Consider the following 14,074-nt stretch of genomic DNA (forward strand, 5'->3'; position numbering starts at 1 on the left):
CGATTTCAACTCCTGTTTTTGTTATTGCTGTTCTATCTTCCTTTTAGGTTGCAGGATACCTTCACTAAAGGACTTGTGGATAAACGGATAGGTCACCGGCACAAGCAACGCATTATAGAAAGAAATACCGAAAATTTCTTTAACAGCATCACCAAAGAACCAATTTAATCCTGCCGTGGTAGCAATAAGAACCATCATAGCCTGCCCCAGCAAAGTAACGATAAATACAAGAACCATTGTCAAGGGGATATTTTCTTTATACCAACGCTGCTGCAGCAGGCTGATCAAGAAAGCCACCACAGCTAAAATAATCGCGTAGAGCCCGATATACCGGCCCAAATAAAAATCAACGATTAAGCCGATGAAGAAGCCATAGACGACACCCTGGGCCGGACGATGGTGCAACGCAATATAGATGACCCAGAGCATGGTAATATCGGGTTTGATGCCGCCCCAGGAGAAATACTGAAACGTTGTTCCCGGCAGGACCAGACAGGCTATAGAGATCATCATCATGACTATATAGCGTCTCATTGACTGCCCTCCTGGTTTCTTACAATCAACACTTCTTCGAGGGAATCAAAATCAACGATGGGTACGATCGCGGCAACTTTTAGCAACCCCTTCGTGTCGATCTTAATCGCAGTAACGATGCCGATGGGTATCCCTTTCGGATATATTTCACCGTAACCGGATGTATAGACCATATCACCCGGATTGACCTCATCATCCGGGCGGAAGTTCATCTGCAGCTCACCGGAGGCGTTTAAGCGGGTTGTGTTTTTATAAGTACCTCTGACGATACCAAATATCGCTTTGCCTTCACTGGTTCGGACAAATGCACCGACTTGTCCTTCTCCATCCAGAATCAATAAGATGTCCGAGGTTTTGGCTGTGACAGAAATCACTTTTCCGACCAGACCCAAATTGGCGACCACCGGATCATCAACTTTAATGCCCTGATCACTGCCCTTATTAACTGTGACCGTTTGATACCAGGCCGAAGGGTTACGATTGACAACTGACGCGCCAACTTTGCTATAATTCGAAATGACGGGGCTTTTAAAAATACCGGCATAAAGCTCCTGATAGCGAAGCGAAGCCAAAACCTGCTGTTTCAGTTGGAGATTATCTGCCGTTAAAGCATCTACTTGTTTCCGCAGCGCTTCATTTTCAGCTTTAACTGTCCTAAAGCTGAAAATAGCGCGGAAGTTACCTCTGATCCCATCCCCGATATTCCAGACAGCGCTCTCAATTGGCGCTAGAACCCTTTGCAGGGCATTCCCAACCGGATTTGGCAGCTGACTGCCCAGGCCACTAAAATGAATCGATGTCAAGGTAATCAGCAGGATAGCAAAAACGATAACGGCAATACCCATGGGATTTAATTTTTTCCCCACCGATTTATCCTCCAGCTGTTAGTTCTTTTGCAAAGAGGCTATCTGTTTCAAAATTTCCTCATTCTCGAGCACCATTCCGGTTCCCAAGGCAACACAGGAAAGCGGATCTTCGGCTAAATTGACAGGGATTCCTGTCTGATCGGCGATCAGTCGGTCCAGATTTCTTAAGAGTGAACCGCCGCCAGCCATCATAATTCCTCTGTCCATAATATCCGCAGCCAGCTCCGGCGGCGTTTTTTCCAGACAATTCTTTACGGCATCCACAATCGCGCTGACAGGCTCGCTTAACGCGTCAACTATCTCTTCGGATGTGATTTCCACATTTTTCGGTAAGCCAGTTAAAAGGTCGCGTCCTTTAATCATGTAAGTTAAACCTTTTTCAGGCATATACGCAGCGCCTATTTCCATTTTAATATTTTCAGCAGACTGATAGCCCACTGAAAGATTGTATGTTTTCTTAATATAGGCAATGATGGCATCATCCATTTCATCGCCAGCCACACGGATCGAACCCGCCGTAACGATTCCTCCCATGGAGATAACAGCCACTTCCGTGGTTCCTCCGCCAATATCGACGATCATATTGCCGGTAGGATCGCTTACCGGCAATCCTGCACCAATAGCTGCTGCCATCGGTTCCTCCATAATGATTGGATCTTTTGCCCCTGCCGCAAGGGCAGCTTCTTTGACTGCTCTTTTTTCAACCGCTGTTACTCCTGAAGGAACACAAATGACAACGCGTGGGCGGGCAAACAAAAATTTCTGTCCTAATGCCCGATTAATAAAATATTTAAGCATTTTCTGCGTGACATTAAAATCAGAGATAACACCATCTTTTAAGGGCCGGATAGCCACAATATTCCCCGGTGTTCTGCCAATCATCTCTTTAGCCCGGTCTCCGACAGCCAAAGGTTCATTCTTCTCTATATCCATAGCAACCACGGATGGTTCTCTAACAATAATCCCTTTCCCTCTCATAAAAACAAGTGTATTCGCTGTTCCCAAGTCAATTCCTAAGTCTTTGGAAAATAACATGCTTAATAAGTCTCCCTTCTAGATTCATCTTTTAGAAATTTGCCGCTGATTTTAAAACAATGTTCAATTATTCCATTATTTTCTTAGTTTCTCACTCATACGGATTTTCATCCACAAAAATGACTTTATGGAAAATATTTGTGCTATATCATGTTATTATATCATTTTTTCGTGTCAAATCGATGACTTTTTGGTTTTTCTCGGATTATTTTTATATATTTTGATTTCATTAAATGCCCTATCCCGTCGATCGTTTAAAGAACACCTTGTTCCTTCAAGCTGACATACTTTCTATCGCCAATGACGATATGATCCAGCACGTCTATCCCCAAAATCTTTCCCCCTTCTGCCAATCGTTTAGTGATTTCCACATCTTCATAACTCGGGGTAGGATCTCCGCTGGGATGATTGTGTAAAAGGATAATCGTATTCGCATTTCGGCGAATCGCATCTTTAAAGCACTCCCTGGGATGAACGATTGATGAATTGAGTGAACCGACAGATACTGGGCAAATCCCAAGAACATGATTCCGTGTATTTAAATGCATTATCCTAAAATGTTCACGGTCAAGTTTTCGCATCTCTTCCATAACTAAATCGGCGGCGTCGGAAGGCGTATTAACCGTGGGCCGGGATACGGGGTCCGCACAGACACAGCGTTTACCTATTTCCAATGCCGCTTTGACTTGAGCCGCTTTCGCCGGCCCGATACCATGGACCTGCTTTAATTCATGGACTGTCAATCTGGATATTCCAGCCAACCCACCGGCATCCGTCAATATCCTTTCCGCCAGTTCCAGTACATTTTCCCCTTTTGAACCAGTACGCAGAAGAATTGCCAATATCTCTTTATTGGACAAACTCTCAGAACCGAGCTGATAAAGCCGCTCCCGGGGCAATAAATCTTCGGGCAAATCCTTAAGACGTCGGTAATTCATGGATTCATACCTCACACGGTACCACATCAACCTTGTATCTTCGGCTAGAGCTGAGACTGAGCATATCTCATACTGGGATCATATGATACGTACCAAAATTTATTTTTGAGGAAAAATTCCTCTCTTCGCCAGTTGGTTAGCTAATATTTCTTTAGGCAAGCCGATAACATTCGTCAATGAGCCGCTGACTTGAATGACGAATTTGCCTGCACCGCCCTGAATACCATAAGCCGCTGCTTTATCCATAGATTCCCCGGTAGCGATATACGCATTAATTTCATTATCGGTAAGAGCTCTGAATGTCACCTCTGTCATGGCAACATCCGTTTCAACCTCGGTTTGTCTTGCATCGTCCTTTGCCCTGGCTAAAGCAATAGCCGTCATTACCCGATGCGTCTTCCCGCCTAATGCCTGCAGCATTCTAAATGCCTCGGTTTCATCCACCGGCTTGCCGAGTATATTATCTTCTAATACAACGATAGTATCCGCACCTAAAACGGTATCTTCTGCCGTCCCGCCTTGTGCCTGCCAAGCTATCAAACCGGATAAAGCCTTACGCCTGGCCAGATCCTGCACACCGGTTTCCGGATTTATTCCTTCAGGCATATATTCATCAACCGGCGCAGCAATAATTTTGAAATCATATCCCCATTCGCTCAGTAACTCCCGCCTCCGCGGTGAGGCCGACGCTAAAACTAACATACTTGTCACATCCTCTATATTTCCTTGGCCAGCCCGCTTACCCTACAGCTTGCTGAGGCATTGTCACTTACTTCGTTCTTTTTCTCCGTATGACACACGCTGAATTTCCATCTTCCCACTTATTCTGTCTTTCCATCATTCCGTCTTCCTATCGTTCCGTCTCTGTCTTTCCATCTTTGCTCTTCGGACTCTTGCCTCTCTGCTCCCCTGCCCCTTAGACCATCAACGACAGCATGAATAACTCATCATTTTATGGAGCTGCTGAAAGGTCTCCTGTGTCCGTATGAGAGTCAGAAAAAGCGCAATATCTGCTAATATTTACAGACCGAATCAAGATTATCCATGAAGACAATAAGCAAATTCATGCTAATTCGAAATATTTCCTCTAACCCCAGATACCGTTGATTTTTTCATAATACGCAGCGAGGTGATGTGCCAGTGGTGTTAAGCGAGCGAAAAACGCAGCGTCAAGAAATACCAAGGTTTCTGTCCACGGATGCATAAAGGCGTAAGTAAAGCCTTTATGCTGTCGCGGAGCCATGGACGGCTAGGAGCGACGGCTAGCAGAAAGCAGCTGGGTTTTGGCATTTTAGCGAGGCTTAGAGAGAGTAGCCACGAAAACATGCGAGTGGCGTATTATGAAAGCCGGGTCATATAATGCCCCGGCTAACTTGCTGCCCTTTTATCTTATCATTTTCGCCAATTATTGGCAAGTAAATACCATATTATACCTAATGTGCTTTAAAACGCCTTTCCCTGGGAGCTGAGAATGATCAAATACAATGCATCCAAGAGTGCCATTGCACTCGCGCGAAGGATATTGGATGAGACACCCACCGTCCCCCACGTTTTTGAACCATGCTTTGTTTCGACAACCACTCTGACAATAGAACCCGTTCCCTGTGATCCGTCCAGCACCCGCACTTTATAGTCTGTCAGTAAACTCTCTTCAATGACCGGGAAGAACGTACTCAGCGTACTTCTTAAGGCTTGGTCCAGAGCATGAACCGGGCCGTCGCCCTCAGCGGCGATGTGCACTGATTTATCTCCGACACGCACTTTGACAACAGCCACGGAGTCAAGTTCTCCCCGCAGCGGATCACTCCATACATGATAGTCTTCTAAATTAAACGGTGCTTCATATTGGCCGAGGATCTCCATCAAAAGCAGATCCAGACTGCCTTCTGCCGTCTCATATTGGAACCCTTCGTTTTCAGCTTTTTTTATCCTCTCCATCGCCAATTCAACTAATGGATCGTCTTTTTCAATTTGGGGGCGGAACCGACGCATTTTCAAACAAAGATTGGCTTTTCCCGACTGATCGGAAATCAGTATGCGCCGCTCATTACCGACTAAGGCCGGGTCGATATGTTCAAACGTTTTATTATCCTTCATGACGGCATCGACGTGCATACCCGCTTTATGGGCAAAAGCACTCCTGCCGACATACGGTTGTTTTTCATCAAATGGATAGTTGGCAAGCTCTGCCACATAACGGCTTAAATGCGTAATATTATGCAGTGCTTCCGGTTCGATCAACTGATAATTAAGTTTCAGCTGCAGCCATGGGATAAGTGTACTGAGATTAGCATTCCCGCAGCGCTCTCCAAATCCATTCCAGGTGCCCTGGATTTGATTTGCACCAGCTCTGACTGCTGCAAGTGTATTTGCTATAGCTAGCCCGCCGTCGTTATGGACATGAATACCCAAGACTCCCGGTGAACAATGTTGTCTGACTGCATCTACCCCGCCAACAATCTCTTCGGTATATGTCCCGCCATTGGTATCACAGAGCACAACTCCCTTGGCGCCTCCAAGCAGAGCCGCTTCGACGCACTGAAGAGCAAAATCAGCGTCGTCCAGCCAGCCGTCAAAAAAATGCTCCGCATCGAAAAAAACATCTTTTCCCGCACTGACCAAATAAGCAACCGAATCCCGAATGAGTCTCAGATTCTCTTGGGCATTTGTCCTAAGAACAGATTCCACATGCAACTTCCATGTTTTCCCAAATATAGTCAATGTATCTGCACCCGACGCGAGGAGTCCTGCCAGGGAATCACTCTTTTCCGGCGATTCGCCGACCCGGCATGTACTACCAAACGCGACCAATTTCGTACGGCTGCGCCAGCCGGGATCACCATTGGGCCCAGCCCATTCGGATACCGCACGATAAAATTCATCATCTTTGGGATTAGCACCCGGCCAGCCTGCTTCAACATAATCAATCCCGGCCTCAACCATCTTTTGCAGATAATACAACTTATCCTTCGCAGAGAAATGCACCCCTTCACCTTGGGCTCCATCCCGCAGCGTCGTATCATATACTGTAATCTTTTTACCGGACATGCTCTTCCCCTCCTCAATCAGCCGGTATATTATAATACAGGCTTATTTTTTTATATCTATACTAGTATATTGTACCGATAAACTCGGAAGAAATAAAGTATAAATATCCTGTTAAAATGAAAATACTGTACCCTACACGGCCAAAATATTGAAACTGGCATGGCCTTCCGGGTACAGTATATACGAACACATCATTCTATGCGGGGTACCTTAAGCCATTCTGCCGCCAAGGTTAAATGTCAGTACTTCTAAATTCACGGACAAGTCAACATTTCTGAGTTCAACTGTCGGTGGCACATTCAAAACAACGGGGGCAAAGTTAAGTATGGCTTTAATGCCGCCTTGAACCAATTTATCTGCTACATCTTGCGCTACTGAAGCCGGTACCGTAATCGCGCCGATTTGGATCTGATTCTGCGCGATGACTTCTTCGATCCGGTCAATCGGTAATACTTCAATATCATTGATCTTCATGCCGATTTTTTTCGGATCATTTTCAAATATAGCAACAATCGAAAATCCGCGATCTTTAAACCCTTTATACGTACTTAAGGCCAGCCCAAGATTCCCCAAACCAACGAGGCAAACGCTCCATTCGGAACTGAGTCCCATAATTCTTAGGATATGCCGGTGAAGATCCTTGACGTTATAACCAACCCCGCGAATCCCGAATTCGCCGAAATAAGCTAAATCCTTACGTACTTGAGCCGGACTGACACCAACTCCTTCGGCAATGTCACCGGAAGAAATAGTAATGATCCCTTTTCGGTCTATCTCCGACAAGAATCGGGAGTATACAGAAAGTCGTATTATCGTTGCTTCAGGAATTTTTAATGTTTTCAATGTGATCCCCCATTTCGCAATAGCTAAAGTTAATTATATCACTACTAAGAGTAAATACAAGTAAATCGGTCCAAGTGCAAGATATTACCGATTAAGTTGTAAAAATAAGACGCCAACGGCTTTTATTCAAATGCATCAGATAGTCCTCGTTAATATTATAGCAAATAGTTTGAATAGTTTAACTATATTTCGCTGTGACAATCATGTAATCTGCGTATACTTGCAACAGCTGTTGTGACTGTGTATCTGTTCCGGCACTGAAAAGCATTTCCACGCTCTTTTTTAGATCTTGAAAGTCGGTGGGACATTTATCGTCGGACACTGACTGGATTTCTTTCTGCATTTGTGGAATATCCCAGTCTTCCTCAGGTTGTGTTAATACGGTATTGGCCGTTTCTAAAATTAACGAAGCCGTTGTTATGTCTTTTCCGGTGATTTTGTAATGCCGCTGCGGGTACTCAGCTGCTTTAACCCAATTCTGCACCGTCTGTGTGATTGTTCCGCTGTACTGCAAGGCGTTCTCTCTCGATAAGAAGGCACCTATGGCCGTCGTATACGAATCATTTGCAGTAAAAATGACAGCCATTAAACCCTGACTTTTTAATAACTGCTGTATTTTCTCAGCATTGGTCTTTTCCTTATACACGCCTATTTGGCAAATCCAAAGTTTTACTTCGGGAAGGTGAAGAACATTGCTTTCAATGACCTCTTGGTCTTTAACTGAAGCCGACGGCTCCGCAGCAACCAAGCTGACAAATAACCTGCCGATATTCCATGTAAAGCAACTGATCCCGCCTGCTATTAGTATGACCAATATCAGGGAAATCAAAACGCCTTGTCTTATATTTTTTTTCATCGGAATACCCCTTCATGCTTATCCTATCCCAATACTATGAAAAAGTTTAAAATAATATACGCAGATAACAAGCGCTATGGTATAATATCCGTGTCATTTACTGTCAATTATAGATATATCAGGTAGAATGGAAGGGAAAGTGTCTATGTTTACGATTTTGGCAATAGACGACCAGGAATTCAATCTTGCTTTTATGAAAGAAATTTTAAGTGATTACATTTTTTTAAAAGCCAAGAGCGGCAAAGAAGCCTTACATGTTCTTAGTGAATCTAAACCTGATCTTATTCTATTAGACGTCTTGATGCCAGACATGGATGGTTACGATCTTATCCGTATTTTAAAAGCCGATAATTCAACCCGTGATATTCCCGTTATTTTTATTACCGGATGCGACTCGGAAGCAGAAGAAGAAAAAGGACTTACCCTCGGCGCGGTGGATTATATTACAAAGCCGTTTCGACCGTCAATCATCCAAGCCAGGGTAAAAAATACGTTAAAGCTGATTCACCAGCAACGATTATTAGAAAAAATGGCCCGCATTGACGGTCTTACTGAAATTCCCAATCGGCGGTACTTTCAGGAAAAGCTCGATTACGAGTTCCATTCGGCGGTACAAAATAATCATTTCCTGTCTCTGATCATGATCGATGTCGACAAATTCAAGAAGTTCAACGATTATTGCGGTCATGCCAAAGGTGATGAGGCTTTAGCCATTATCGCCAAGACGATGCAATCCTGCTTATCTCAACCTCATGAATTCCTGGCCCGTTACGGTGGGGAGGAGTTCGTTGTGCTTTTGCCGCAGACAAACAAGACCGAAGGCCTTCATATTGCAGAGTGCCTCCGGGTTCAAGTTTATAATACACAGCTCACCTATGGGCCGTTAGACGCCAAAGCCTTTTTAACAGTCAGTTTAGGCGGCTATAGTCTATTGCCGAAAAAAGACCAACAACCGCACTTTCTTTTGGAAAAAGCCGATGCGTGTTTGTATCAGGCGAAAAACACAGGCCGCAATCGCGTCATTTGGGACTCTCAACCATCCCTTAAGCAAGTATGATGGTTAGCAAATATTCGTATATGGGGCTGGGCCGCCTGCACAATACCACTTTCGGCTCTTGTGCCCTCCATGAATTTGCATTAAGGAAGTTAAAATTCTTATGCCCTCCTTGGCGAATTTTAACTTAGGTCCATCCATGGACCGTTGCGCTACGCAATCCATGCTCCGCTTGTCGCCGGAACTGTGGCACGCAGACCTGATTTGAGGTATAAAATAAATTCAAAAAGTGATGTACTAGGTTATATTCGTATATCAGAAAAACTCTAAGTAACTTTCTGTTCCAGAAAGTTTGATTCACGTTCTGAATTACATAAGTGCAGCTATAGCTGCCACCTTCGTCTAAGGACTTGGCGCCAGCCAAGTTTTACTTAATTTACGCGTGATTTGCATTATAGGCGTTGATCAGGTACTGCCGTACTCCTGAGATCATATACAGGGACCCGGTTACGCACAGAAGGTCATCCTCACCGGTAAGCCTTAGTCCTTCCTGGACTGCCGCTGTAGTATCTTCGATCACCCGGACTTTCTCAGCAGGAAGATATTTTTCCGCAAGCCGGGCGACATTTTTCCAGTCGCCGGCCCTCGGGGAATCCGGCTTCGTGACGATGATTTCATCGGCCATCGGTCCAATGATTGCCACAGCCTTTTCCACCTCTTTATCCGCTAACATTCCCATACAAAGTATCAGTCTGTTCCGTTTTAAAGGCCCATCGGCATAACCTTTTAAGGCCTTTGCCAAGGACATCATCCCGTCGACATTATGGGCACCGTCAATCAGCACCCTTGGATCCCGAAGGATCAATTCCAAGCGGCCCGGCCATGTGACTGTTTTCAGTCCTTCGCGAACAGCGCTCTCAGGAATGTCATAGGTGTAAGTGTCTGTCAATACATCACAGACAGCCAGCGCTGCTGCCGCATTGATAAATTGGTGCTCTCCAAGCAGTGCGATCTCCAGTTCATGATAGGATCGATGGATACCCTGATAGCTGAAACGTCTGCCTCCTGCTTCGGGCTGCCAGTTCACTGTTTCTCCGATAACCGTCAATCGTGCATTCTTGCGGGCAGCACGTTTCTTAATAACGTCAAGCACCTCCGGCCGATCCGAAGAAGTCACCACAGGGACGCATTCTTTAATGATGCCGGCCTTTACTTCCGTGATTTTTTCCAGTGTATCGCCAAGGTAATCCATATGATCCATACCGATACTCGTAAGGACCGAGATAATCGGGTGAACGACATTCGTCGAGTCAATTTCGCCGCCCAAGCCCACTTCAAGCAGAACCAGATCCGGCTGTTTGAGAGCAAAATAGTAAAAGGCTAACGCCGTACAGACCTCAAATTCTGTCGGATGCTCGATTCCGGCCTGAACCATATCCTCCAGATAAGGTTTTATCGTAGCGATTCCTGTGACGACATCTTCCGGCGAAATCATCTCTCCGTTAATCGTAATTCTTTCACGGAAATCATGCAGATGCGGCGAGGTAAACATCCCAACCGTGTAACCGGCTTGTTTCAAAATTGACTGAAGCATAGCCGTTGTGGATCCTTTTCCGTTTGTTCCGCCGATATGAATGACGTTGATTTTTTTCTCCGGGTGATCCAGTCTTTTCAGCAATGCTTGGATACGTTCCAACCCCAGATTGATCCCGAATTTTGTTAATTTCTTGATATATTCCAGCGTCTGTTCGTACTCATTCATTTCACTCACACTATCCATCACCCTATTCAAGCTCTTCGCTCAAATCGGAGAGTCTCAGCTTAAGAGAACGCAGCCGGACCATAACGTCATCCAGTTTCTCTTTTTCCTTATTAACAACATCTTGCGGCGCTTTGCCCACAAAGCCGGGATTTGCCAGTTTATCTTCCAGCCGTTTTTGTTCTTTTAACGTATTTTCAATTTCTTTACGTATTTTAGAGATCTCCTTGTCGAGATCCAAGAGTCCTTTTAATGGAACATAAACGGAAATACCGGTCAGGACTGCGCTCGCGGACTGCGCCGGCTTTTTGTCCATCTGTTGAACAATCGTTATTTTTTCTGCACCGGCCAGCTGCTTGATATCTTCAATGCCGCTTGTCAGGATATCCATTGTTTCTTGCTCAGGTGCTACCAGCAGGATATCCGCTTTGCGTCCGGGCGCGACACCCATATCCGCTCGGATGTTTCGAACAGCGCGAATAACATCCATCAATAGGATCATCTCGTTTTCAATCCGGACATTTTTATAGCCTTTGGCTTCCGGCCACGCACTGAGCATAATAGTCGTCCCGTGTCCGGGCAAATGCTGCCAGATCTCCTCCGTGAGGAACGGGATAAGCGGATGCGCAAGCCGCATCGTCCCCTCCAGGACCTCCAGCAGGATACGCTGCGCAGTCCGACGATCATCTTCATTTTCTTTTGCATACAGCCGTTTCTTTGTCAGTTCGATATACCAATCGCAGTAATCGCTCCAAATAAATTCATAAAGCAATCTACCGGCCTCACCAAGATCATAGCGATCCAATGCGGCTGTTACATTGAGTACGGTATCTTCATAGCGCGAGAGAATCCATCGGTCAGCTAAAGTGAGGGCAGTGGGCAGATCCAAGTAGTTACCGGAGTCGTAATCTTCCAAGTTCATCAGAACAAAACGAGAGGCGTTCCAAATCTTATTCAGGAAGTTACGTGTGGATTCCAATTTCTCGAAGTGAAAGCGCAGATCATTTCCCGGTGTGTTCCCTGTAATCAGCATAAAGCGCAGCGTATCGGCTCCGTACTCGTTGATGACCTCGATCGGGTCAATCCCATTGCCCAGCGATTTACTCATCTTGCGCCCCTGCGCATCGAGAATCAGACCATGGATCATCACCTTGTGAAAAGGTACATCCTTTTGGAATTCCAGTCCCATAAATATCATCCGAGCAACCCAGAAGAAAATAATATCCCTTCCGGTCACCAGTACACTGGTCGGATAATACGTTTGCAGCTCGGCTGTCTTTTCCGGCCAGCCCATAGTTGAAAATGGCCAAAGAGCTGAAGAGAACCAGGTGTCCAATACATCCGGATCCTGTTCAAGATGATGGCTGCCGCATTGGGGACAAACCTCAGGATCCTCTTTGACACAGATTTCTGCCCCGCAATTCTGGCAATACCAAACCGGGATGCGGTGGCCCCACCAGAGTTGTCTGGAGATACACCAATCTCGGATGTTTTCCAGCCAGCCAGTATAGATCCGGGCAAACCGTTCCGGCACAAATTGCAGATCGCCATCGTGAACGACCTGAATGGCAGGTTCAGCCAAGGGTTTCATTTTGACAAACCACTGCTGACTGACGCGGGGTTCAACAACCGTCGAACAACGATAGCATTCGCCGACAGCGTGGGTATGAGGCTCAATTTTCTCAAGCAGCCCGAGCGCTTCCAAGTCTTTGACAATTTCCCGGCGGGCTTCGTACCGGTCCATGCCCTGATATTTGCCGCCGTTCTCATTGATTTTGGCATCACTGCTTAAAACAGTGATTTGTTCGAGATGATGGCGGAGCCCCATTTCAAAATCATTCGGGTCATGCGCCGGGGTTATTTTTACCGCTCCTGTCCCGAATTCTTTCTCGACGTACTCATCGGTTATAACAGGAATTTCTCGGTTCATCAGCGGCAGGATCACGGTCTTTCCGGCTAAATGACGGTAGCGCTCATCCTCAGGATGAACAGCAACGGCCACGTCACCGAGCATCGTTTCCGGACGGGTTGTAGCTACAACAACACCGTCACCGCCATCGGCAGCCGGATAACGGATATGCCACAAATGACCTTCCCGTTCATTATGTTCAACTTCAATATCGGATATGGTCGTATGGCACTTGGAGCACCAATTGACAATATAGTTGCCGCGGTAAATCAATCCTTTTTGATATAAGTTGACAAACACTTCGCGAACAGCCTTGGAACAGCCTGCATTCATTGTAAACCTTTCACGTGACCAGTCGCAGGAAGCCCCGAGCTTACGCAGCTGACGGGTAATCGTTCCGCCATACTGCTCTTTCCATGCCCAGACTCTTTCCAAAAATTTTTCACGTCCAAGTTCGTGTCGGTTTGTCCCTTCCTTAGCTAACTGCTCTTCGACCTTCGCCTGGGTGGCGATGCCGGCATGGTCCGTGCCGGGGATCCACAGCGTATTAAATCCCTGCATCCGTTTAAACCGTGTCAGGATATCCTGCAGGGTGTTATCCATCGCATGACCCAAATGCAGCGATCCTGTTACATTTGGCGGCGGCATAACAATACTGAAAGGTTCCTGTTCTCCACTGACCTCGGGTGTAAAGAAACCATTCTTTTCCCAGTATTCATACCACTTGTCTTCTACCTGGCCAGGATCGTATATTTTGGCCATTTGCTGTTCCTCATTCATAAAAAGGCTCCTTTCGAACCAAACTCAAAAAAATCTTTCAGCCCAAAGGACGAAAGATTAATGCACTAGTGCCTTGTCAGCCAATTCTAATTTTTTATTATAATGAGGACAGAAGAAAAAGTCAAAATAATTATCGGTTACAGAACATTTAGGACCACAACACCGCTGACAATAAGTCCGGTACCAATAAGCTTTTGGATATCGATCTGCTCTTGGAGAAAAAAGAATGATAATAGCATAACAAAAATATAACCCATGCTGACCATCGGATAAGCGATACTCAATTCCAACTTTCTTAAGACAAAAATCCAGAGGACCATACTGATAACAAAGCAGGAAATCGATAAGACCATTTTGGTATTGATCGCCGTTAAGATCAGATTCCAAATGCCGCTGCCTGTTTCCAGCTCTTCCGAAGCTAATTTCAGACCAAATTGTCCGACGGATCCCAACGCAATTGAAATAAGGGCTAATAGATAGATCATTTTCTTGTATGCTCCTATTCATCTAGC

General features: G+C 45.6%; 12 protein-coding genes. 1 reads left to right on the top strand and 11 read right to left on the bottom strand.

Annotation, left to right across the window (positions count from 1 at the left end; genetic code table 11):
* Positions 1-21: 21 nt before the first annotated feature.
* The 8 genes from mreD to LPY66_RS18985 form a co-directional block, all read right to left on the bottom strand.
* Positions 22-534, bottom strand: coding sequence for a rod shape-determining protein MreD (gene mreD, locus LPY66_RS18950; protein ID WP_337985802.1), 513 nt, complete (start codon positions 532-534; stop codon positions 22-24).
* On the bottom strand, positions 531-1,400 hold the full coding sequence (mreC, locus tag LPY66_RS18955; protein ID WP_337985803.1) for a rod shape-determining protein MreC: 870 nt from the start codon (positions 1,398-1,400) through the stop codon (positions 531-533). The genes mreD and mreC overlap by 4 nt, the downstream gene beginning before the upstream one ends.
* 18 nt (positions 1,401-1,418) lie before the next feature.
* Positions 1,419-2,435 (bottom strand): rod shape-determining protein, encoded by a 1,017-nt coding sequence (locus tag LPY66_RS18960; RefSeq protein WP_337985804.1) that lies wholly within the window; start codon positions 2,433-2,435, stop codon positions 1,419-1,421.
* A 254-nt stretch (positions 2,436-2,689) separates the two neighbouring features.
* On the bottom strand, positions 2,690-3,373 hold the full coding sequence (radC, locus tag LPY66_RS18965) for a RadC family protein (RefSeq protein ID WP_337985805.1): 684 nt from the start codon (positions 3,371-3,373) through the stop codon (positions 2,690-2,692).
* A gap of 99 nt (positions 3,374-3,472) precedes the next feature.
* Complete coding sequence (locus tag LPY66_RS18970; protein ID WP_337985806.1) at positions 3,473-4,075, bottom strand: Maf family protein; 603 nt, start codon at positions 4,073-4,075, stop codon at positions 3,473-3,475.
* A gap of 741 nt (positions 4,076-4,816) precedes the next feature.
* The gene (gene cimA, locus LPY66_RS18975) at positions 4,817-6,421 is read right to left on the bottom strand and encodes a citramalate synthase (RefSeq protein ID WP_337985807.1); all 1,605 of its coding nucleotides are present in this window, start codon (positions 6,419-6,421) and stop codon (positions 4,817-4,819) included.
* A 210-nt stretch (positions 6,422-6,631) separates the two neighbouring features.
* Positions 6,632-7,264, bottom strand: coding sequence for a redox-sensing transcriptional repressor Rex (locus tag LPY66_RS18980; RefSeq protein ID WP_337985808.1), 633 nt, complete (start codon positions 7,262-7,264; stop codon positions 6,632-6,634).
* Between the two features lie 178 nt (positions 7,265-7,442).
* Complete coding sequence (locus LPY66_RS18985; RefSeq protein ID WP_337985809.1) at positions 7,443-8,120, bottom strand: SPOR domain-containing protein; 678 nt, start codon at positions 8,118-8,120, stop codon at positions 7,443-7,445.
* A 145-nt stretch (positions 8,121-8,265) separates the two neighbouring features.
* On the opposite strand from LPY66_RS18985, the gene LPY66_RS18990 reads away from it, so the two are divergent.
* On the top strand, positions 8,266-9,177 hold the full coding sequence (locus LPY66_RS18990; RefSeq protein ID WP_337985810.1) for a GGDEF domain-containing response regulator: 912 nt from the start codon (positions 8,266-8,268) through the stop codon (positions 9,175-9,177).
* 373 nt (positions 9,178-9,550) lie between these two features.
* On the opposite strand, the gene LPY66_RS18995 is transcribed toward LPY66_RS18990, so the two are convergent.
* The 3 genes from LPY66_RS18995 to LPY66_RS19005 all read right to left on the bottom strand — a co-directional run bounded on the left by LPY66_RS18995 (position 9,551) and on the right by LPY66_RS19005 (position 14,047).
* Positions 9,551-10,876 carry a bifunctional folylpolyglutamate synthase/dihydrofolate synthase gene (locus tag LPY66_RS18995; RefSeq protein WP_337988141.1) on the bottom strand — a complete coding sequence of 442 codons (1,326 nt, stop codon included), beginning with the start codon at positions 10,874-10,876 and terminating at the stop codon, positions 9,551-9,553.
* 22 nt (positions 10,877-10,898) lie between these two features.
* Positions 10,899-13,562, bottom strand: coding sequence for a valine--tRNA ligase (locus tag LPY66_RS19000; protein ID WP_337985811.1), 2,664 nt, complete (start codon positions 13,560-13,562; stop codon positions 10,899-10,901).
* Positions 13,563-13,699: 137 nt separating this feature from the next.
* Entirely contained in the window at positions 13,700-14,047 is a 348-nt protein-coding gene (locus LPY66_RS19005; protein WP_337985812.1) for an SMR family transporter, read from the bottom strand.
* Positions 14,048-14,074: the final 27 nt, after the last annotated feature.

This window comes from Dehalobacter sp. DCM, assembly GCF_024972775.1.
Taxonomy (GTDB): Bacteria; Bacillota; Desulfitobacteriia; order Desulfitobacteriales; family Syntrophobotulaceae; genus Dehalobacter.

Bases quoted from the DNA above. Each gene is read 5' to 3' on its own strand.
- LPY66_RS19005 (WP_337985812.1), bottom strand. From the start codon at position 14,047: ATGATCTATCTATTAGCCCTTATTTCAATTGCGTTGGGATCCGTCGGA.
- LPY66_RS19000 (WP_337985811.1), bottom strand. From the start codon at position 13,562: ATGAATGAGGAACAGCAAATGGCCAAAATATACGATCCTGGCCAGGTA.
- LPY66_RS18990 (WP_337985810.1), top strand. From the start codon at position 8,266: ATGTTTACGATTTTGGCAATAGACGACCAGGAATTCAATCTTGCTTTT.
- cimA (WP_337985807.1), bottom strand. From the start codon at position 6,421: ATGTCCGGTAAAAAGATTACAGTATATGATACGACGCTGCGGGATGGA.
- LPY66_RS18970 (WP_337985806.1), bottom strand. From the start codon at position 4,075: ATGTTAGTTTTAGCGTCGGCCTCACCGCGGAGGCGGGAGTTACTGAGC.
- LPY66_RS18995 (WP_337988141.1), bottom strand. From the start codon at position 10,876: ATGAATGAGTACGAACAGACGCTGGAATATATCAAGAAATTAACAAAA.
- radC (WP_337985805.1), bottom strand. From the start codon at position 3,373: ATGAATTACCGACGTCTTAAGGATTTGCCCGAAGATTTATTGCCCCGG.
- LPY66_RS18985 (WP_337985809.1), bottom strand. From the start codon at position 8,120: ATGAAAAAAAATATAAGACAAGGCGTTTTGATTTCCCTGATATTGGTC.
- mreD (WP_337985802.1), bottom strand. From the start codon at position 534: ATGAGACGCTATATAGTCATGATGATGATCTCTATAGCCTGTCTGGTC.
- LPY66_RS18960 (WP_337985804.1), bottom strand. From the start codon at position 2,435: ATGTTATTTTCCAAAGACTTAGGAATTGACTTGGGAACAGCGAATACA.